Genomic DNA, 19513 nt, shown 5'->3' with positions numbered 1-19513 from the left:
CAACGGCAGCATCCATGTGTTCGCTTCGATGTTTAAGATGCAGATATTTTATGGGTAGAAAATAAAACCCTCAAAAAGAGGGCTTTAGTTATTCGGAGAATCAACTTAACGAAGCCGTGATAACCAGTCACCCACACTCTGTACAATCTGTACCAGAATCAATAATACAATGACAGTCATGATCACCACTGAGGTATCAAAACGCTGATAACCATAAGAAATCGCCAGATCACCAATACCGCCAGCACCGACAGCACCTGCCATCGCGGTAGCTCCAATCAGACTGATGGTGGCAGTCGTAAGATTCAGAATCAGCGAACTACGCGCTTCCGGCAGAATAAACTTGAAAATAATTTGCATTGGTGTTGCACCCATGGCTTGGGCAGATTCGATAATGCCTTCATTTACTTCAAGCAGAGAGGTTTCCACCAAGCGGCCGATATAAGGCCCCACATAAATGGTCAAAGGCACAATCGCTGCCCAAGTACCAATTGATGTTCCAACCAGAAATTTAGTCAGTGGAATAACAGCAATCAGCAAGATAATAAATGGCAGGGAACGCAGTGCATTTACAATCGGATTTAGACCATGATAAATCACACGGTTTGGCAAAATTCCATTTGGACGAGTAACTAATAGAGTAATCGCCTGAATAAAACCCCAGATACAACCAAACAGCATCGCGAAGAACACCATATGGAAAGTTTCTTGCAGTGCAGTCACGAACTGGTCCATCGACAGCGAGCTTTTCCAGAAAGGCGCAGTGATCGTAGTAAGCCACTGTACAATTAAGTCTCTCATTCCTGTACTCCTGCCTGATCTACCTGTACGCCGTTATCTCGGAGATATTGTATTGCAGCTGTAATTTGCGCGGGATCACCGAGAAGCTGGATAAACATCTGTCCAATCACCGAACCATTAATTTCAGTCATATTGGCAAACAGGATATTCAAACTGATATCAAACTGTTTGATAACGCCCTGAATCACAGTTTCCTGCGCTGAGCTACCCAGGAACTTTAAACAATAAATACTGTGATGATTCTGATTTTCCAGATTCGTCAGAATATTTACGGGCAGGTTTTGCTGGAGCACCGTCTGGATAAAGTTTTTCGTGGTCGGATGCTGAGGCTGACTGAAAATCTGTAAGGTAGAGCCAGTTTCAATCACGTCACCTTTTTCCATCACGGCAACATAATCACACACAGTTTCAATTACATCCATTTCATGGGTGACCATCACAATCGTAATGCCTTGTTCTTCGTTAATTTTTTTAAGTAGCTGTAGAACAGATTTGGTGGTTTGTGGATCAAGTGCAGAAGTCGCTTCATCACAGAGTAAAATTTTTGGATGATTGGCAAGGGCACGGGCAATACCGACACGCTGCTTTTGACCGCCAGACAATTCATCTGGAAACGCATGGCGTTTATGTTTCAGGTCAATAAAGTCTAATAATTCTTCGAGGCGCTTTTCCCGTTCTGCCTTGCTCCAGCCGAGGAGTTTCATTGGCATTTCGATATTGGCCGCCACAGTTTTAGCTTGCATTAAATTGAAATGCTGAAAAATCATGCCGATGCTGGCACGTTCTTGACGCAATGCTTTGGCATCGAGTGCGGTAAAGTCTGTTCCGTTAATGATAATCCGGCCTGAGCTTGGGCGCTCAAGCAGGTTGATCAGACGGATGAGGGTGCTTTTACCGGCACCACTATAACCGATGATGCCAAAAATACTGCCGGTTGGAATCTGAAGATTAATCTGATTCAAGGCATGCAAGGTTTGACCCTTAAGCTCATACTGTTTTGAAATATCTTTAAATTCAATCATAGTGTCAAAAACTGCATCACGGATAAAAAAACAGGCAAGAAATCGTCCTTGCCTGTTCTAAAAGTCTATTATAGTACTATTTTGATTCAGTTAAATACGTCACAGGTTTGTTTACCGCAACCTTTGTACCGCCAAAGTGTTCATCAACATAGGCTTTCACAGCAGGAGTATGATACAACTGGCCAACTTTTTGAAGTACAGGATCATTTTGACGATCGGCTGCAACGGCTAAAACGTTCACGTTCATTTTAGTGCTTTGATCGATGGCCTCATAGTAGATCGCATCTTTCAATACGTTCAGACCACCTTCCATTGCCAGGGTATTACCTAAAACAATCGCATCGACTTCGTCTTTCACACGTACCGCTGTTGCCATTTGAATCGGCTTGATCACGATCTGTTTCGCATTTTCAGTGATGTCAGCAGGCGTACCTTTAACCAGATCAAAGTTTGGTTTAAGTTTTACCAGACCCGCAGATTGCAATAATAACAGTGCACGTGATTCATTTGCGCCGTCATTTGGAATGGCAATCGTAGCGCCAGTTTTAAAGTTTTCTACTTTTTTTACTTTGCTTGAGTAAATCCCCATTGGCTCAAGATAAGTCGTAGAAAGTGGAGCAATCTTTTGTGTATTAGCGTCGTTATAAGCCACCATATAGGCATAAGACTGGAATGCGTTAACATCAATTTCTTTATTGGCAACAGCAGTGTTCATCGACACATAGTCAGTGAAGTTTTTTACATCCAGCTTAATGCCAGCTTGCTCAGTTTCAGGTAAAGTGGCAATGTAGCGCCAGATATCAGCATCTGAACCTGTAGAAGCCATAGTCACTGTTTGCAGTTCACCTGAATCTTTGTTTTGTGCTGCATCCGTTGCAGGGGCTTCTTGTTTTCCGCATGCAGTTAAAGTCAATACAGATGCACTGAGTAAAACGCCAAGTAGCTTTTTCATAAAGATATCCTAATTCTCGTGTTGCCTAAAGTATATGCATTTTAAGGTCATGTTAAAGTGGAGTTTTATTACACTTTCATCTGACTCTAGATCGATGTCGCATGTGGCTCCGGCAGGGAAAATGCAAATGTACTGCAATAGTTCACGTTAGTTTGATCGGTTTAGAGTTCACCAAACGCTATATACTTTTTCTATTTGGAGAAAGTAAATAGAGATTATTTAAAGATATAGTCGTAAATGATGCTCTGGATCGGCGCAATCATACCAATCATTGTTTATTCAATATAGTGAATAAACAATGATTGCTTATCTGATTAAGTGAATAGCTAATTCATAAAAATATTAGTAATTACAATATATTATTTTTACTTTAAATAAGTTGAATATTCATTTCGATGAAAAGATGATCTTTATAATATTTTTGCCGATATTAAGCATAAAAATGCATATAGATAAATATAAGAAAAATATCTGATTTTTGGAAAATTAAGAAAACTCTATCTTAACGACATAAATCTTTCCTTCATGTCAATCAAGCGAGGCAGAATCTGATCTTGGTTTTCTTAGTTCATGATACTGCAAGCATGTTTTAACAGAAGGGGATATGCAGATAATCCGAACGCTGTTTTTCATAGAGTACGTGTCTACACAAGATATGATCGGAAGATACAAGCGGATGGTCAAATTCTCCTACTTTTTCTAAGCCAATATTTTGCATGACACGTTCTGATGGTGTGTTGATGCGAGCAGTAAAAGAAATGACTTTCTCTAGACGCAGGGTTCTAAAGGCATATTTCAGTACAGCTTTTGCACCTTCAGTTGCATAGCCTTGATTCCAGTATTGCGGTAACAAGCGCCAGCCAATTTCAGGGGCATCGGCAATTTCCAATTCAGGTGGATGAACATTCAGACCAATAAATCCAATGAATTCGCCAGAGCTTTTAAGCTCTACTGCATATAAACTCCAACCACGTGTTTCGATGGCATCTTTTAAGCGTTGCATAAATGCAGTGGCTTCGGAAGCATCGAATTTTTTAAGAAAATAACGCATGACTTCATCGTCTGTGCACATCTGGATAAATGGGGCAGTGTCGGAGTCTGCCATTGGCGGAGGATCAGGCGAGGGGTCGATATTTTACACATATTACTTTTAAAGTTGTGGTTTCTCTATTTAAGTAATTGATTTAAAATTAATTCAATTCCTAATTATAACAATTGTACGAATGAAGACTAAGATCATAAAAGACTTAACCATAGGTTATCTAGTTATTATTGTTATCATGACACTTATAACCTATTTTTTAATCTATCCATTAGCAGTTGATAAGGGTACAGCAATAGCTACCATGTTTGGTTGGTCGGCAGGAATTTTTGCACCGTTATCAGCTTTTGTTTTACTTAATGCATGGAAAGAACAAAACAATTTCATTGTTAAAAGAGATTTAATGATTGATGCATTGGAATATCTAGATGAGGCATTTAGGGCAATAGGTCAAATATATTGGTTAATTTACATAAATGAAACTAAGAGCTATTTTTATCCATATAATGAAAAAAATATACCTGTGGATTTATATAAATTTATTATGGATGAGCATACGATTTTTGTGAAAACTTTAGGGAAGTTTCATAAGGTTGCGCTGAGGGTATTAGAGGAAGAGAAATCGAAAGAATTTAATGATTTGTATAAAATTTTGAATAAACTGCACGATGAAATTATCTATGTTTTAGATATGAAAAATAAAAAAATTCAAGTCGATATTAGGGCTTATAACGAGAAATTTCCATATCTGTATGATTACTACCATGAACTTCTTAAAAAGAAAGAAAACTATGAACAGTTAGCTAAAGATTATCTAATTGCAAAATAAAAAAACCCGCACTCAGCGGGGTTTTTTTAATGCTTAAATGAATTAAGCATTTTCACGTGCAATTGCGCGGTAACCAATATCTTTACGGTATTGAACGCCGTCAAACGTTACTTTTTGGCACAGCTCTAATGCTTTGGCTTGAGCTTCACCAATGGTATTACCTAATGCAGTCACACAAAGAACACGACCACCAGCAGTGACGATGTCACCATTCTCAAGCGCTTTTGTACCTGCATGGAAGACTTTCGCATCTGCCATTTCAGTGTCTAAACCTGAAATCACATCGCCATTACTAGACGTTTCAGGGTAGCCACGAGATGCAAGCACGATACCGACAGTTTTACGTTCATCCCATTCAGCTTCCGTAGGAAGATTACCTTCGATACCTGCTTGAACCAAATCAACTAATGATGATTTTAAACGCATCATGATTGGCTGAGTTTCAGGGTCACCAAAACGACAGTTAAACTCGATCACTTTAGGTTGACCTTGTTCATCAATCATCAAACCAGCGTATAAGAAACCTGTATATACATGACCGTCTTTCTTCATGCCTTCAACAGTTGGACGCATCACTTCATTCATTGCTTTTTCAAAAACGTCTGAAGTTACAACAGGAGCAGGAGAGTAAGCACCCATACCGCCAGTGTTTGGACCTTGGTCGCCTTCAAAAATACGCTTGTGGTCTTGTGAAGTGGCCATCGGCAAGATGTTGTCACCATCAATCATACAAATGAAAGATGCTTCTTCACCTGCAAGGAATTCCTCAATCACAACACGAGAACCTGCATCACCAAATTTGTTGCCAGCCAACATGTCATCAATGGCATCGAATGCTTCTTGATTGGTCATTGCAACGATCACGCCTTTACCTGCAGCAAGCCCATCCGCCTTGATCACGATTGGCGCACCATTTTTCTCAACAAATGCTTTCGCTGCATCAACTTCCGTGAACACGTCATAGAAAGCCGTTGGAATGTTATGGCGTTTTAAGAAGTGCTTCGCAAATGCTTTAGAGCCTTCCAGTTGTGCAGCAAATTGCGTTGGACCCCAAATTTTTACACCCGCTTCACGACAAGCATCAACCACACCATTTACAAGCGGTGCTTCAGGGCCGACAATAATCAGTTCAACTGCATTGTTTTTGGCAAAATCAATAATCGCAGGGTTGTCGAGAATGTCTAAAGCGACATTTTCACATTTATTTTCAGTTGCAGTACCTGCATTACCTGGCGCTACAAAAACTTTTGTAACTTGATCGTCTTGTGCGATTTTCCACGCTAATGCATGCTCACGACCGCCACTACCCAAAACTAAAATGTTCATCTTTAGAATAATCCTCGAAAATGAAATTCCCAAAGCCTAATTCGGCTTAAAAATCATTAACATCTTAACGCAAGATGCAAATCAATACAGACATAATAAACCCCCCTTATAGAAAGGAGGGCTTATTTTTAAATTTTACAACTTAGTGGCGGAAATGACGCATGCCAGTGAACACCATTGCAATACCAGCTTCGTCAGCTGCTGCAATCGTTTCTTCGTCACGCATAGAACCACCCGGCTGAATAATGCATTTGATACCTGCTTTTGCAGCGTTATCAATACCATCGCGGAATGGGAAGAATGCATCAGATGCCATTACTGCACCTTCAACCACTAAACCTGCATGTTCTGCTTTAATTGCTGCAATACGAGCCGAGTTCACGCGGCTCATTTGACCTGCCCCCACACCGATGGTTTGACGGTTTTTCGCATAAACAATTGCATTAGACTTCACGTATTTCGCTACTTTCCAGGCAAAGATCATGTCGTCAATTTCTTGTTCAGTTGGTGCGCGTTTAGTCACAACTTTAAGATCATCTTTCGTAATCATGCCTAAGTCTTGATCTTGAACTAACAAACCGCCGTTTACGCGTTTGTAGTCAAGTTGTGCAGCACGTTCGTCAATCTTCGGAAGTTCGCCACATACGAGTACGCGTACATTCTTCTTCGCACCAGTGACTTCAAGCACGCCTTCAGCAACGCTAGGAGCGATGATTACTTCAACAAATTGACGGTCAACAATTGCTTGCGCAGTTTCAACATCTAATTCACGGTTGAATGCAATAATGCCACCGAATGCAGATTCAGGGTCAGTTGCATAAGCCAAGTCATAAGCAGTTTTGATACCGTCTAAAGATACTGCAACGCCACATGGGTTGGCATGTTTAACGATCACACAAGCAGGCTTCGCAAATGATTTAACACATTCAAGTGCAGCGTCTGTGTCCGCAATGTTGTTATAAGAGAGTTCTTTACCTTGTAACTGTTTTGCAGTTGAAACAGAAGCTTCAGTTGCAGCTGGATCTACATAGAATGCAGCAGACTGATGCGGATTTTCACCGTAACGTAAGTCTTGAGCTTTGTTCAATTGTGTATTGAAAGTACGCGCGAATTTGTCAGCCTGACCTTCCTCGACACCTACGCGAGCGCCTAAGTAAGATGCGATCATACCATCGTATTGCGCAGTATGTTCAAATGCTTTCACTGCCAGGTCAAAACGGGTTGCATATGATAAAGCACCCTCAGCTTTAAGCTCAGCAATTACCGTTGCGTAATCAGATGCATTCACTACGATACCGACAGAAGCATGGTTTTTTGCAGCAGCACGAACCATAGTTGGACCACCGATGTCGATATTTTCGATCGCATCGGCCAGTGAACAGTTTGGTTTTGCTACAGTCGCAGCAAATGGATACAGGTTAACAACAACAAGATCGATCGCATCGATGTTGTGTTCAGCCATCACTGCTTCGTCTAGACCACGACGGGCCAGAATGCCGCCATGAATTTTTGGATGTAGTGTTTTAACACGGCCGTCCATCATCTCTGGGAAACCAGTGTGCTCTGAAACTTCAACTACAGCGATATTATTGTCTTTCAACAATTTATATGTACCGCCAGTAGATAAAATTTCTACCCCTAGAGCAGCAAGGTTTTGTGCAAATTCGACAATACCGGTTTTGTCGGAAACAGAGATTAAAGCGCGTTTAATAGTCATGATCTTCGTCACAGTTACCAAGGAACAGATTAAATCTAAATAGCTAATTTACAGTCAAAAAAAATGCCTGCGATTAACGCAAGCATTTTATCATTTATTCACTCATTAAACCGTGTGCTTTTAACTTTTTACGCAAAGTACCGCGGTTTAAGCCGAGAATTTCAGCAGCGCGGGTCTGGTTACCACGCGTATATTCTAGAACTACAGATAGAAGAGGCTTCTCCATTTCTGCCAGCACCATGTCATACACCTGAGAAGGTTGCTCGCCTTGCAGTTGTGCAAAATAGTGGCGAACTGCGCGATCTACGTGAATACGAAGAGCGACATCAGATTGTGCAGTAAAAATAGGAGATTTGCTATTCATGCGAATTAATCCGAAAAATCAAATACCACTTGGGTAAAGTGATATATAAAAGTGGTCTATAAATTAAATGAGCTTCTGTTTTAGATCCTAAAACAGAAGCTCTAAAACATGGTCATTACATTGAGCATGTAGCTTGACACATCTCAGCCAGTTGGTCGAAATATAAGCGTAACAATTGTTAAATTTTTGTTACCGACCAAAAATCAAACAAAAAAATACTGCATGATACGCAATAAGTGTTAGAGCGCATTAGCAAGACTGTATTTGTTGTGAAAAATTAGCGAAGAGTTGGCAGCACATAGCTTTCGTGGCGCGTATAATACCATTGTCTACAAAAAAGTGAGCAAGAAAACTGCATTTTTTTTTAGTTTTTTATCTTTTTTGATAGTTTTTTTCAATATCAAGGACGAATTATTTCTAAACTATAGCTATCGAAACTTTTTCGCTTGACTGGAACCTGAAAGTCGAATTTAAAAGGACTATTTTTTGGAATACGCTGGATGCTCACTAAACTTTCAATCAGGTATTCTGAAGGTGAAAGCGTATAGGAAGCAGTAATCACCCCATTATCTTTTAAGTCGAGACGCAAAACTGGCATGGCCAGGCTGCGATCATGATAATTGATCAGTTCACCTGTAAACCGGGTTTGCTTCGAATCTGATGCCGTGACTTTAACATTCCTGGTATTAATCAGGTCGTAATGTTCTTCCATATTAGAACAATTGAATACATCACAAACAGCATTAAACGCTGTACCCATCACATGACTATTCTTTAAGTACTGTGGATTAAACCAGAAGAACTGAAAAACCAATATGCCGAGTAATAATACATTTATTGCTGTCCAGCCAATATATTGCAAGATAGAGCGCTGACTTCTGTCATCTGTATCTTCTTCCCAGTTCATGGCTGGAAGGGCACTGATGGGCTCGGTACTAAAATAGTTTAGATTATTCAAATAGGTTTTGAGATCAATATTCGAGTTTTCAACTTTTTCATCAAAAATATGTAAAAGATTGTTGAGGCGAGAAGAAATCTTGCTGTTATATAAGTCTGCATCAAATTGTGATGTAGGTTGAGCTGGACTAAGAGACTCAACATTAGCTTCAGGGGGGGTGCCAGTGGCCGAAGGCTGAGGTTCGGTCACCAGATGAGAAAGTGCATTAAATGAGGTGGTGCATTTGGGACAACAAACCATACCCTGAGCAATGGTTAACTGAGCAACCGTTACTTTGTAGATTGTGGAACAAGTCGGGCAGAGGGTTCGTTTATCACTCATACATTCACGCTTATTTAATTCTTATGGCGTTTACCAGAAATTCGACACCAGTATTCATCACGCTTCGCTACTTCTAATATATCAAAATGATTAGAGTAAATACTAGTAACATCAGTAACTTGTTCTTCAATAACACCCGCAAGTGCGAATTCACCCTCAGCTTTCACCAATTCTGCAAAGTGCGGTTCAAGCATCATCAGTGGACCTGCCAAGATATTGGCAACGAAAACATCTGCCTTTATTGCACCAAGCTCTTCGTTAAATTCTTCCGGTAAGCCTACATAAAGCCGATCAAGTACACCATTGAGTTCAGCATTTTGTTGGGTGGCCAAGACTGCTTGTGGATCAATATCGGTTGCATATGCTTTTTTCGCGCCAAGTAGCAGGGCAGCAACCGCTAAAATGCCTGAACCACAGCCATAGTCGATGACGATTTTGTCTTTGAGATCTGTTTTTCCCAGCCATTGCAGGCAAAGGAAAGTAGAAGCATGGTTACCTGTACCAAAAGCCAGACCTGGATCGAGCTTGATATTTACTGCATTTGCTTCCGGTGGTTCCATCCATTCTGGCACAATCCAGAACTTGTCAGAAATCTGAATTGGCTCATAAGCATCCATCCAGGTGCGTTCCCAAGCTTGATCTTCCAGAAATTCATGACGGATAGGCGCTTCAGGCATTTGTGCACGAATAAAGGTTTCGAGTGCATCGACATCGATTTCTTCGCCTTCTTCTTGTGCATAAATACCGGTAACAATCACTTTATTCCACAACGGTGTTTCACCTGGAAGTGGTTCAAGTAAATCCTGATTTTCAGCATCATCCAGCGTCACGCTCACCGCACCCAGCGAGCTGAGTAATGTTTCAGTGAAATCAACCTGAGCCTGATCAACCGTAATATGAATTTGTAACCACTTCACAGAAATAACCTTATGTATATCTTTTCAAAAAGCTATTGTAACGGAAGTTCCGGTTTTTGTGCGGCTAGATTGCTGTGCAGGTGTAAATAAAAAAAGGATGCCTGAGGCATCCTTTTAAAGGTTTTAGACTTTATCTAATCTAGATTTGTCAGGGGTTTTTGTACCTGAAGCGGTGCAAGTCGATTCAGTAAAGTGCCAAAAATTGCAGCAAATATATACATAAAAATAGAATAAACTGCCGCTGGCATTGCTACTGCTGAGCTGCCAATCACGGTCAGGGCAATGGTCATCGCAAGGGTACTGTTATGAATGCCGATTTCAAAAGCACTGGCGCGGGCTTGAGCGCTATTAATGTTAAGGAGTCGTGGAACCAGATAGCCGATGCCAAGGCTGAGGATACAGAATAAGGCAGTTGCCAGTCCGACTTGAGTCAGATATTCACTGATATTGGCACGTTCCTTCACAATGGTTGCGACAATAATAAGAACCAGAAAAGTAATAGCAAAAATCCGCAGTGGTCGATTCAATTTTGCTGTCACACCTGGTGCATAATGACGAATCAGCATGCCAATCCCAACTGGAATCAGAATAATCGCAAAGACCTGCAAAATTTTGCCAAATTGCAGGCCAACTTGCTGACCATCCTGCATGAAGTGCAAGATCGAGAAGTTAATAATTAAAGGCAGGGTAATTGCAGCAATGACTGAGTTGATTGCTGTCAAAGTAATATTCAGTGCTAGATCACCTTTGAATAGGTAGCTAAACAGGTTGGCTGTGGCACCGCCTGGAGAAGCAGCCAAGAGCATCAAACCGACTGATAACAGTGGTGGTAAAGCTAGTAGTTTACATAGTGCAAAGGCGATTCCCACTAGGATAATCAGCTGACAGAAAAGTGCGATGAGTACAGCTTTGGGATGGCGGGTCACTCGGCTAAAGTCACGTGGGGTAAGTTCAAGTCCAAGCCCCATCATAATGATCGCTAAAGCCAGTGGTAACAATATGGTAATAAAGCCAGAATCCATCTGTATGCTCCTTATTTAAATGTCTTTTTTATCTATTTTTAAGTCCAGCATACAGAGGAAATTATGGTTTATATAGTGTGTTTACAAATCTGATAAACGATGCTTGGATTTCTGATAAATGATGCGTTGACGGCTCAAGATAATGCCAAAAAAAGGTGGCAAGAGTGTACATGACAATAGTATAGATACCCGCAGGGATGGCAATAGTATTATTGCCTAATACGGTAATAGCGATAGTCATGGCAACAGCGGTATTGTGAATGCCCACCTCAAAGGTACAAGCACGTGCCTGACGGTCTGGAATACCAAGCAGTAAAGGTAGGCAATAACCAATAAACAGGCTGGAAAAGCCGAAGATTACGGTCGCAATTCCGATGCTATTGAAATATTCCATCAGATTATGGCGTTCGCGTACGACTGCAAATACAAATAATGCAATGAGGAAGCCAATTGCGAAAATACGCATTGAGCGATTGACAGTGATTGTGAGCCTTGGGAATTTAGCCCGTAATACCATACCGAAGATAACAGGAAGTAATATGATAAAAAATACCTGAACCATCTTCATGGCTGGCATGGTAATGGTATCGTCACTGCCCAAGAAAAAATGTAAGGATAAATTAATAATAAAAGGCAGGGTGAAAATCGATATAAAAGTATTAATTGTAGTCAGGGTGAAGTTAAGTGCCAAATCACCTTTATATAGGTAACTGAAAAGATTGGCCGTTGGTCCACCCGGAGAGGCTGCCAGCAGCATTAAACCCACAGCCAGTAGCGGCGGCAAATCCAATATGATACAGATCAGAAAAGCCAGACTGGTCAACAGGATCAGCTGGATAAATAAGGCAATAAAAATGACCTTAGGATAGTTGAGTACACGAATAAAATCCTTGACGCGTAATTCAAGTCCTAACCCCATCATCAAAATTGCCAGCAGCACCGGCAATAAAAAAACGAAAAATACCGAATCCATAGAATGTCCTTTTTATTATTGGATCTTCAGTTTTAAATTCAGTTTAACGTAAATTATTAAATAATCAATAGAAAATGGGCAAAACCTCAATTTTGCCCATTTATTCTTTTATAACTTTAAAGAGCTTTATTTAGGTCGAGGAGGAGTGAAGCCCAAGGCACATTTACCACTAATTTCCTGACCATTAACAGTGGTTGTGGTGTTTCCAGAAGCGTCCTGGCAAGCACTATAAATTTCAGCTTCATCACCCATTAAGGCTGTTTTGGAGTTGGAAAAAAACTGTGGTTCACAGGTTCCGTTCCAGATAATGCCACGATGAGCAAAAGTTACGGCATCACCAGCTGATTTGCCTTTACAGACTTTCTGATACAAATCTGGATTGTAAACTTTGGCAACCTTATCATTTGCAGTTGCCATACCTGTTACTGATAGTGCACCGAGCATTATTGAAAATAATATTTTCTTATCCATTTATTTCACCTTTTTTCTTCGTGTGGCGTCAAATTTACATCTTAGAAAATACTCAGCTGCACACAATTGCGATCAGGTAACAAATACAAGCTCTATGTATTGATTTATCGGTGTTTTGCTAAAAAATGAAAGATTAAGTGACAATTAGGAAGGTTTATAAAAATACGATAGGGTGACCTTGAATTAATTCCACTGAATTTGTCAACTATTCTGCAATTTTTGCTATAATCTTCGGCTATCCTTTTTTAATCTCTCAAATACCACTATGCACTATCCTAAAGTATACGATGTCATTGTGATCGGTGGCGGTCACGCAGGTACGGAAGCAGCATTGGCTGCGGCGCGTATGGGTCGACAGACTTTACTCTTAACTCACAATATTGAGACTTTAGGGCAGATGAGCTGTAACCCAGCCATCGGTGGTATTGGTAAATCGCACTTGGTGCGTGAAATTGATGCCTTGGGCGGTGCAATGGCACTTGCTGCTGACAAAGGCGGTATCCAATTCCGAATTTTAAACTCACGTAAAGGTGCTGCGGTTCGTGCGACGCGCGCGCAGGCTGACCGTGTACGTTATAAAGCTGCGATTCGTGAAACATTAGAAAACCAAGCGAATCTTGATATTTTTCAACAAGCAGCGGATGACCTGATTGTTGAAGGCGATACCGTTAAAGGTGTAGTAACCCAAATGGGTATTCGCTTTGATGCGAAAACTGTGGTGTTAACTGCAGGTACATTCTTAGGTGGTGTGATTCACGTCGGTCTTGAAAAATCAAGCGGTGGTCGTGCAGGCGATCCACCATCAATTTCATTGGCGCATCGTTTACGTGAACTTCAACTTCCAGTCGGTCGTTTAAAAACAGGCACGCCCCCACGTATTGATGCACGTTCAGTTGATTTCTCTGTAATGACACCACAGCCGGGTGATTTCCCATCTCCGACCATGTCATTCATGGGTGATGCTTCAATGCACCCTGAACAAGTGAACTGCTGGATTACACATACCAATGAAAAAACTCATGACATTATCCGTGGCGGTTTAGACCGTTCACCAATGTATACTGGTGTAATCGAAGGTGTGGGTCCACGTTATTGCCCATCGATTGAAGACAAGATTCATCGTTTTGCCGATAAAGACTCTCACCAAGTATTCCTTGAGCCTGAAGGTTTAGATACGCACGAGTTGTATCCAAATGGTATTTCAACATCATTGCCATTTGATGTGCAGTTTGAATTGGTGCGCTCAATCCGTGGTATGGAGAATGCACACATTCTTCGTCCAGGGTATGCGATTGAATACGATTACTTCAACCCGCAAGCGTTGAAATTCACTTTGGAAACCAAAGCGATTAATAACTTGTACTTTGCAGGTCAAATCAACGGTACAACAGGTTATGAAGAAGCAGGTGCGCAAGGTTTACTTGCAGGCTTGAACGCAGCACGTCGTGCGTGGGATCAAGAGCAATGGACACCAAAACGTGATGAAGCATACATGGGCGTACTAGTTGATGACCTAATTACTTTAGGTACTAAAGAACCGTATCGTATGTTCACTTCACGTGCGGAATACCGTTTGATGTTACGTGAAGACAATGCGGATCAACGTTTAACACCAATCGGTCGTGAAATGGGTCTGGTGGATGATGAGCGTTGGGCGGCTTACTGCGAGAAAATGGAAGCGGTTGAGCGTGAGACAGGTCGTTTGCAACATCTTTGGGCAGCGCCAAACAATCCAATGGGTAAAAAATTCGTTGAGATGACAGGTGCAGATCTTTCTAAAGAATGTTCTGCAATTGATTTATTAAAACGTCCTAATATTAGCTTTGCTCAAATTGCAGAACTTACTGGTTCTGACGTGTCAGCTCAAGTAGGCGACCAAATTGAGATTGCGGTGAAATACGAAGGTTATATTAACCGTCAGCACCAAGATGTAGCGCAAATGAAGCGTTTGGAAGAAACCAAGATTCCTACTGATTTTAACTATGACATCGTTTCAGGTCTTTCTCGTGAAATTACCTTGAAGTTAAAAGATGTTCGTCCTGAAACGCTTGCACAAGCAAGCCGTATTCCGGGTGTAACCCCTGCTGCAGTTCAACTGGTGATGATTACGATTCGCAAGAATGCACAAACAAAAAAATCTGCTTAAGATTTTGAATTAAAGAAGCCCGTGTAATGCGGGTTTTTTTATAAATAAAAGTTAATAATCACCGAGATGAATGATTCCATAGTTAAAAGCTACCAATAAAATAAATCATTGAAAAATAATAATATTGATAATTTTTCATCTAAAAATAGAATCACTGTCATTGTTTTTAAGTCTTATTTGGAGGTGAAAAAGCAAATCCTTACATTTCAAATCCTACCATTGTAGTGCTATTTATTCGAAAGGATTAGATTAACAATTAGGCAGTGGGCTAGGCCAAAAAAAGCCTGGAATTGAGGAAGATGAATCATGATGTTGACACAAAAGGAAAAAATACAAAAATTTCTGGTGATATTTTTGTGTTTCTAGGTCGCATTTTTTGAAGGCTTTGATTTACAAGCCCCTGGAATTGCAGCCAAAGGTATTGCAGAAACGTTTGCACTTGATCAGGTGCAAATGGGCTATGTATTTAGTCTCGGCGTTTTTGGTATGTTGTTCGGCGCTTTCTTTGGTGGGCGAATCGCGGACTATTTAGGTCAGAAACGAGTCTTAATGCTGTCAGTGGCTATTTTCGGGGTGTTCTTTGCACTTACAGCGATCGCACCAAGTATTGAAATTTTATATGCGGCACGTTTCCTGACGGGGTTGGGCTTAGGGGCTGCGATGCCCACCATGATTTCAGTAGTGGGGGATGAGGCGACTGAACTTAACCGGGGTAAGCTGAATAGCTTAATGTATTGTGGTTTGCCTGTAGGTGCGATTTTTGTTGCCGGGCTGGCAATCTATTTTAAGGACATTAGCTGGCAAACACTATTCCTGATCGGTGGTTTGACACCATTGGTCCTGCTGCCTTTCATAGCTTTGATTTTAATAGATAAACCGAGTGCTGTTAAAGCCTAAACGACTGAGCAACAGATCGCAGTACCCAATATGGCTGAAGTACTGTTTAAACAGGAACAATATAAACGTACTGTGCCATTGTGGTTCGGCTTTTTCTTTACCTTAATGATTAACTATATCCTGATCAGCTGGTTACCAAATTTACTGATGGAACAGGGGCTTTCCAAGCAGGAAGCTTTTAGTATCATGCTGATCTTCCAGGTTGGTGCTGTAATTGGTACTTTAGGGCTAGGTTATTTATTAGATCGCCTGAAACTCTGGCAAGTGGCTGCTATCATTTATGTAGGCCTGGCAATTGTATTGATTCTGCTCTTTACCAGTAAAGTGATTCCATTGCTGATCCTGGCCGGTTTAATGGGTGGAATTTTCTCTACCGGTGGCCAATCTATCCTGTATGGTATTTCTCCAATCTTCTACTCAGGGGCAGGTAAAGTTACGGGAGTGGGAAGTGCGATTTCACTCGGGCGTTTGGGTGCCATGACTGGTCCACTTTTATCTGGCAAGATTCTGGCATTGGGCTTGGGAACAACAGGTATTCTGTGGGCCAGCTTGCCGGCTGTGGTGATTTCTGCTGTGGCAGTCACTGCTCTGTCCCGTTATAAGACAAAAAACAAGCATTAATTTAAGTGATCTATCTATGAAAAAAGTTGGTCTGATGGCTGGCTTTTTTTATTTGAAGATATTTAGACAGATTATTTAACAGGTAGTTTTTGTTAATATAAGTTGAACTAAAAAACGAAATTGAGATATGAGCTATCAGTTAATTGAGCTGGATATAGACGCGACCGACAATATTACCTGCCTACATTGCCAGCAACAGATTATTAACTGGCAAGAAGAGCAATATGTCCAGCCTTGTGAACATACCCTGTTTATTGCCATGGATATTGGTTTTGAATACATCACTGATGAGTTTGAACAGACCATGCAACATACTGTGGATGATTTACATGCCAATGATGATCAGGTCAATATGTTCGCAGAGTTGACTGCAAGTACTTATCCGGAATTTATAATTTTAAAATCGGATCTGGGTGTGGAAGGTTATTCACGTTATATTGGCCTTACTGCTTAAATCTCAGAATGAAAAAAGCGCCAAATCAATTGGCGCTTTTTTGTGGCTAACTTTAAAAATTAACCTTCAACTTCTTCTTCAACATCATCATCTGCACTGTCCATACCCAGCTCTTTAAGTTTGCGCGTCAATGTATTTCGACCCCAACCTAAAAGCTCAGCAGCATGGCGTTTACGGCCACGAGTTTGCTGAAGGGCTGCATTAATCAGAGTGCGTTCAAACATTGGTGTTGCGATGTCGAGAATCTTCATCTCACCATTTTTTAGCTTTTGAATTGCCCATTGGTTCAGTAATTCATCCCAATGATGCGGAGCAACCTGATTCAGATTTGGAATTGGTGCACCATTGTCCTGCTGGATAGGAATCTGTTTCAGTTCAGGTGGCAAGTCTTCTGGATAAACTTCACGACCTGTGATCATAACCGTTAACCAGCGACAGGTATTTTCCAGCTGACGCACGTTTCCTTGCCAAGGCAGCTTTTGCATATATTCCTGAGTTTCAGGACGCAGAATCTTCGGATTGACACCAAGCTCTTTGCCTGCACGTGCCAGGAAATGCTGTGCCAGCATTGGAATATCTTCAGAACGGTGTGCCAGTTTAGGAATATGAATACGAATTACATTCAGGCGGTGATACAAGTCTTCACGGAAGCGGCCATCGTGTACCAGTTTTTCCAGATCCTGGTGAGTTGCTGCCACGATACGCACATCAACCTTGACTGGAATATGACCACCTACACGGTAAAATTCACCATCAGCTAGGACACGTAACAAACGAGTTTGTGTTTCAAATGGCATGTCACCAATTTCATCCAGGAACAGCGTACCGCCGTTGGCCTGTTCAAAACGGCCCTGACGTTGCGTATTTGCACCGGTAAAAGCGCCTTTTTCATGACCAAACAATTCAGTCTCAATCAGGTCTTTCGGAATCGCGGCCATGTTCAGGGCAATAAATGGCTTATTGCTACGTGGTGAATGGCGGTGCAAAGCATGTGCCACCAATTCTTTACCTGTACCTGATTCACCATTAATCAAAACAGTAATATGCGACTGAGATAGACGGCCGATAGCGCGGAATACTTCCTGCATTGCAGGAGATTCACCGATAATTTCAGTCGATTGAATTGTTGGAGTCGCTTTTGCAGATTCCTGTTGCTGTAACTTGGTGATGTGCAGGATGGCACGATTCACCAATGCTAGCGCTTCATCAATATCAAATGGCTTTGGCAGATACTCGAAGGCACCGGTCTGATAACTGGATACCGCTGATTCCAGATCCGAGTGCGCCGTCATAATTATGACAGGCAGATCAGGATTAGTATTCTTGACCTTACCTAAAAAGGTTAAGCCATCAATACCCGGCATTCGGATATCGGTCAGGATCACATCTGGTGCATCCACACTCAGCTGATCAAGTGCTGACTGGGCTTCTTCAAAACTGGTAACGTCGAAACCTTCTTCTTTGAATGTTTTTTCGAGTACCCAACGCATGGCACGATCGTCATCAATCACCCATATTTTATTTCGCGACATGATCTGACTCCCAAGGTAAAAATAAGCTAAATACGGTTTTTCCTGGAACTGACTGGCATTCAATCATTCCGTTATGTTGGTGCATTATATTTTGAGCAATACTGAGGCCCAGGCCGGTTCCTTTGGCACGGCTGGTCACAAGCGGGTAGAAAACGGCTTCAATAATATCGTCTGGTACACCCGGACCATTATCTTCAATGTCGATGCGTACCACTGAACGATGAATCACACCATTAATAGTATATAGACGCTGAATACGGGTTCTTAAAATCAGTTCAGGCTGATGCTCGACAAAGAAGTCTTTGTTTTCAGTCATCGCCTGAACCGCATTCACACAGATATTCAGCATGACCTGAATCAGCTGATCGCGGTCTGCTAAAACTTCTGGCAGGGACAGGTCGTAGTCCCTAGTGATTTTTAATTTTCTTTTTGGTCTGATTTACAATTAGTGAGCGGACACGTTCTAAAGGCTCATGGACGTTGACCATTTCATAGCTTGGTAACTGACGTGAACCCAGCATACTATCCGCCAGATTTCTCAGGCGATCCACTTCACTGATAATAATATCTGTAAATTCTTTGTATTTCGGATCATCCAGGCTACGTGCGAGAAGCTGTGTTGCACCACGAATACCACCAAGCGGGTTCTTGATTTCATGTGCTACACCACGGATCAACTGGCGCGCCACCTGATGTTGCTGAATATAGTTTTCTTCACGTGAGATTTTCAACATACGGTCACGCTGATTCAGCTCAATCAGCAATAAGGGGTGATGTGGTTTGCCTGCATTCAGTAGCGAAACCGTGTAATCCACATGAATGTCTTTAAAATTGACAATAATGGTCGCTTCACGGCGGGTATAAGGTTGTCCAGTATGCAGGGTGTTATACAGCGACTCTTCAGTATTGAACTCATCTGTAGGGGCTTGCAGGATATTTAATACCGGTGTGCCAAATGCGCGTAACAAGCTGATATCGAACATGGCCTCGCATGCAGTATTCAAGTAATAGATATTCAGGTTGCTATCAATCAGCATGACAGCAGTGGTCAGGTTGTCCACCAAAAGGCGATAGTCGATGGAAAGGGGCTGATCCATTAGCGATGGTTTTCCTGTATTAAAATAGCGCAATGGCATCTTCATAAAGCA

The 19513-nt window shown here is 41.5% G+C and carries 15 protein-coding genes and 3 pseudogenes; 4 read left to right on the top strand and 14 right to left on the bottom strand.

The annotated features are described in order from the left end of the window. Nucleotides 1-105: 105 nt before the first annotated feature. From HADU_RS08515 to HADU_RS08500, 4 genes and pseudogenes are all read right to left on the bottom strand, one after another. Nucleotides 106-801 (bottom strand): methionine ABC transporter permease, encoded by a 696-nt coding sequence (locus HADU_RS08515; protein ID WP_004812614.1) that lies wholly within the window; start codon nt 799-801, stop codon nt 106-108. Beyond that, nucleotides 798-1823 carry a methionine ABC transporter ATP-binding protein gene (locus tag HADU_RS08510; RefSeq protein ID WP_004812616.1) on the bottom strand — a complete coding sequence of 342 codons (1026 nt, stop codon included), beginning with the start codon at nt 1821-1823 and terminating at the stop codon, nt 798-800. The genes HADU_RS08515 and HADU_RS08510 overlap by 4 nt, the downstream gene beginning before the upstream one ends. A gap of 76 nt (nt 1824-1899) precedes the next feature. Beyond that, complete coding sequence (locus tag HADU_RS08505) at nt 1900-2775, bottom strand: MetQ/NlpA family ABC transporter substrate-binding protein (protein WP_004812617.1); 876 nt, start codon at nt 2773-2775, stop codon at nt 1900-1902. Between the two features lie 589 nt (nt 2776-3364). Then, a pseudogene (locus HADU_RS08500) lies at nt 3365-3918 on the bottom strand (GNAT family N-acetyltransferase). Between the two features lie 80 nt (nt 3919-3998). Between HADU_RS08500 and HADU_RS08495 the strand changes: the two are divergent. Next, nucleotides 3999-4646: a hypothetical protein gene (locus HADU_RS08495; RefSeq protein WP_004812621.1), complete on the top strand. Its 648-nt coding sequence runs from the start codon at nt 3999-4001 to the stop codon at nt 4644-4646. A 42-nt stretch (nt 4647-4688) separates the two neighbouring features. On the opposite strand, the gene purD is transcribed toward HADU_RS08495, so the two are convergent. The 8 genes from purD to HADU_RS08455 all read right to left on the bottom strand — a co-directional run bounded on the left by purD (nt 4689) and on the right by HADU_RS08455 (nt 12715). Next, nucleotides 4689-5972 carry a phosphoribosylamine--glycine ligase gene (purD, locus tag HADU_RS08490; RefSeq protein ID WP_004812622.1) on the bottom strand — a complete coding sequence of 428 codons (1284 nt, stop codon included), beginning with the start codon at nt 5970-5972 and terminating at the stop codon, nt 4689-4691. A gap of 142 nt (nt 5973-6114) precedes the next feature. Next, a complete protein-coding gene (gene purH, locus HADU_RS08485) occupies nt 6115-7689 on the bottom strand; it encodes a bifunctional phosphoribosylaminoimidazolecarboxamide formyltransferase/IMP cyclohydrolase (protein WP_004812624.1) in 1575 nt (524 codons plus the stop codon). Nucleotides 7690-7783: 94 nt separating this feature from the next. Beyond that, entirely contained in the window at nt 7784-8053 is a 270-nt protein-coding gene (fis, locus tag HADU_RS08480; protein ID WP_001086304.1) for a DNA-binding transcriptional regulator Fis, read from the bottom strand. 400 nt (nt 8054-8453) lie between these two features. Beyond that, the gene (locus HADU_RS08475) at nt 8454-9332 is read right to left on the bottom strand and encodes a DUF3426 domain-containing protein (protein WP_008305298.1); all 879 of its coding nucleotides are present in this window, start codon (nt 9330-9332) and stop codon (nt 8454-8456) included. A gap of 14 nt (nt 9333-9346) precedes the next feature. Continuing rightward, complete coding sequence (gene prmA / locus HADU_RS08470) at nt 9347-10249, bottom strand: 50S ribosomal protein L11 methyltransferase (RefSeq protein WP_008305296.1); 903 nt, start codon at nt 10247-10249, stop codon at nt 9347-9349. Nucleotides 10250-10383: 134 nt separating this feature from the next. After that, the gene (locus HADU_RS08465; RefSeq protein ID WP_004812629.1) at nt 10384-11271 is read right to left on the bottom strand and encodes a bile acid:sodium symporter family protein; all 888 of its coding nucleotides are present in this window, start codon (nt 11269-11271) and stop codon (nt 10384-10386) included. A 61-nt stretch (nt 11272-11332) separates the two neighbouring features. Next, complete coding sequence (locus tag HADU_RS08460) at nt 11333-12244, bottom strand: bile acid:sodium symporter family protein (protein WP_008305293.1); 912 nt, start codon at nt 12242-12244, stop codon at nt 11333-11335. A gap of 126 nt (nt 12245-12370) precedes the next feature. Continuing rightward, the gene (locus HADU_RS08455) at nt 12371-12715 is read right to left on the bottom strand and encodes a hypothetical protein (protein ID WP_004894381.1); all 345 of its coding nucleotides are present in this window, start codon (nt 12713-12715) and stop codon (nt 12371-12373) included. Nucleotides 12716-12980: 265 nt separating this feature from the next. Between HADU_RS08455 and mnmG the strand changes: the two genes are divergently transcribed. The 3 genes and pseudogenes from mnmG to HADU_RS08435 all read left to right on the top strand — a co-directional run bounded on the left by mnmG (nt 12981) and on the right by HADU_RS08435 (nt 16833). Continuing rightward, the gene (mnmG, locus tag HADU_RS08450) at nt 12981-14861 is read left to right on the top strand and encodes a tRNA uridine-5-carboxymethylaminomethyl(34) synthesis enzyme MnmG (protein WP_004812636.1); all 1881 of its coding nucleotides are present in this window, start codon (nt 12981-12983) and stop codon (nt 14859-14861) included. Nucleotides 14862-15167: 306 nt separating this feature from the next. Then, nucleotides 15168-16379 (top strand): annotated as a pseudogene (gene mhpT / locus HADU_RS16070) (3-(3-hydroxy-phenyl)propionate transporter MhpT). A 127-nt stretch (nt 16380-16506) separates the two neighbouring features. Next, entirely contained in the window at nt 16507-16833 is a 327-nt protein-coding gene (locus tag HADU_RS08435; RefSeq protein ID WP_004812643.1) for a hypothetical protein, read from the top strand. Nucleotides 16834-16892: 59 nt separating this feature from the next. Here the strand turns inward: HADU_RS08435 and glnG are convergent, their stop codons facing one another. Together glnG and glnL are read right to left on the bottom strand one after the other, a co-directional pair. After that, nucleotides 16893-18365: a nitrogen regulation protein NR(I) gene (glnG, locus tag HADU_RS08430; RefSeq protein WP_004812644.1), complete on the bottom strand. Its 1473-nt coding sequence runs from the start codon at nt 18363-18365 to the stop codon at nt 16893-16895. Beyond that, nucleotides 18352-19462 (bottom strand): annotated as a pseudogene (gene glnL, locus HADU_RS08425) (nitrogen regulation protein NR(II)). The gene glnG and the pseudogene glnL overlap by 14 nt, the downstream one beginning before the upstream one ends. Between the last annotated feature and the right edge of the window lie 51 nt (nt 19463-19513).

The sequence above is a fragment of the Acinetobacter sp. HA genome, from assembly GCF_000264725.1.
Taxonomy (GTDB): Bacteria; Pseudomonadota; Gammaproteobacteria; order Pseudomonadales; family Moraxellaceae; genus Acinetobacter; species Acinetobacter schindleri.
This window is presented reverse-complemented; position numbering and strand designations above follow the sequence as displayed.

What these genes read in the sequence shown, in the direction of transcription:
- HADU_RS08465 (WP_004812629.1), bottom strand. Translation starts at nt 11,271, where the DNA reads ATGGATTCTGGCTTTATTACCATATTGTTACCACTGGCTTTAGCGATC.
- mnmG (WP_004812636.1), top strand. Translation starts at nt 12,981, where the DNA reads ATGCACTATCCTAAAGTATACGATGTCATTGTGATCGGTGGCGGTCAC.
- HADU_RS08455 (WP_004894381.1), bottom strand. Translation starts at nt 12,715, where the DNA reads ATGGATAAGAAAATATTATTTTCAATAATGCTCGGTGCACTATCAGTA.
- HADU_RS08505 (WP_004812617.1), bottom strand. Translation starts at nt 2,775, where the DNA reads ATGAAAAAGCTACTTGGCGTTTTACTCAGTGCATCTGTATTGACTTTA.
- HADU_RS08475 (WP_008305298.1), bottom strand. Translation starts at nt 9,332, where the DNA reads ATGAGTGATAAACGAACCCTCTGCCCGACTTGTTCCACAATCTACAAA.
- HADU_RS08460 (WP_008305293.1), bottom strand. Translation starts at nt 12,244, where the DNA reads ATGGATTCGGTATTTTTCGTTTTTTTATTGCCGGTGCTGCTGGCAATT.
- glnG (WP_004812644.1), bottom strand. Translation starts at nt 18,365, where the DNA reads ATGTCGCGAAATAAAATATGGGTGATTGATGACGATCGTGCCATGCGT.
- purH (WP_004812624.1), bottom strand. Translation starts at nt 7,689, where the DNA reads ATGACTATTAAACGCGCTTTAATCTCTGTTTCCGACAAAACCGGTATT.
- fis (WP_001086304.1), bottom strand. Translation starts at nt 8,053, where the DNA reads ATGAATAGCAAATCTCCTATTTTTACTGCACAATCTGATGTCGCTCTT.
- HADU_RS08495 (WP_004812621.1), top strand. Translation starts at nt 3,999, where the DNA reads ATGAAGACTAAGATCATAAAAGACTTAACCATAGGTTATCTAGTTATT.
- purD (WP_004812622.1), bottom strand. Translation starts at nt 5,972, where the DNA reads ATGAACATTTTAGTTTTGGGTAGTGGCGGTCGTGAGCATGCATTAGCG.
- HADU_RS08515 (WP_004812614.1), bottom strand. Translation starts at nt 801, where the DNA reads ATGAGAGACTTAATTGTACAGTGGCTTACTACGATCACTGCGCCTTTC.
- HADU_RS08435 (WP_004812643.1), top strand. Translation starts at nt 16,507, where the DNA reads ATGAGCTATCAGTTAATTGAGCTGGATATAGACGCGACCGACAATATT.
- HADU_RS08510 (WP_004812616.1), bottom strand. Translation starts at nt 1,823, where the DNA reads ATGATTGAATTTAAAGATATTTCAAAACAGTATGAGCTTAAGGGTCAA.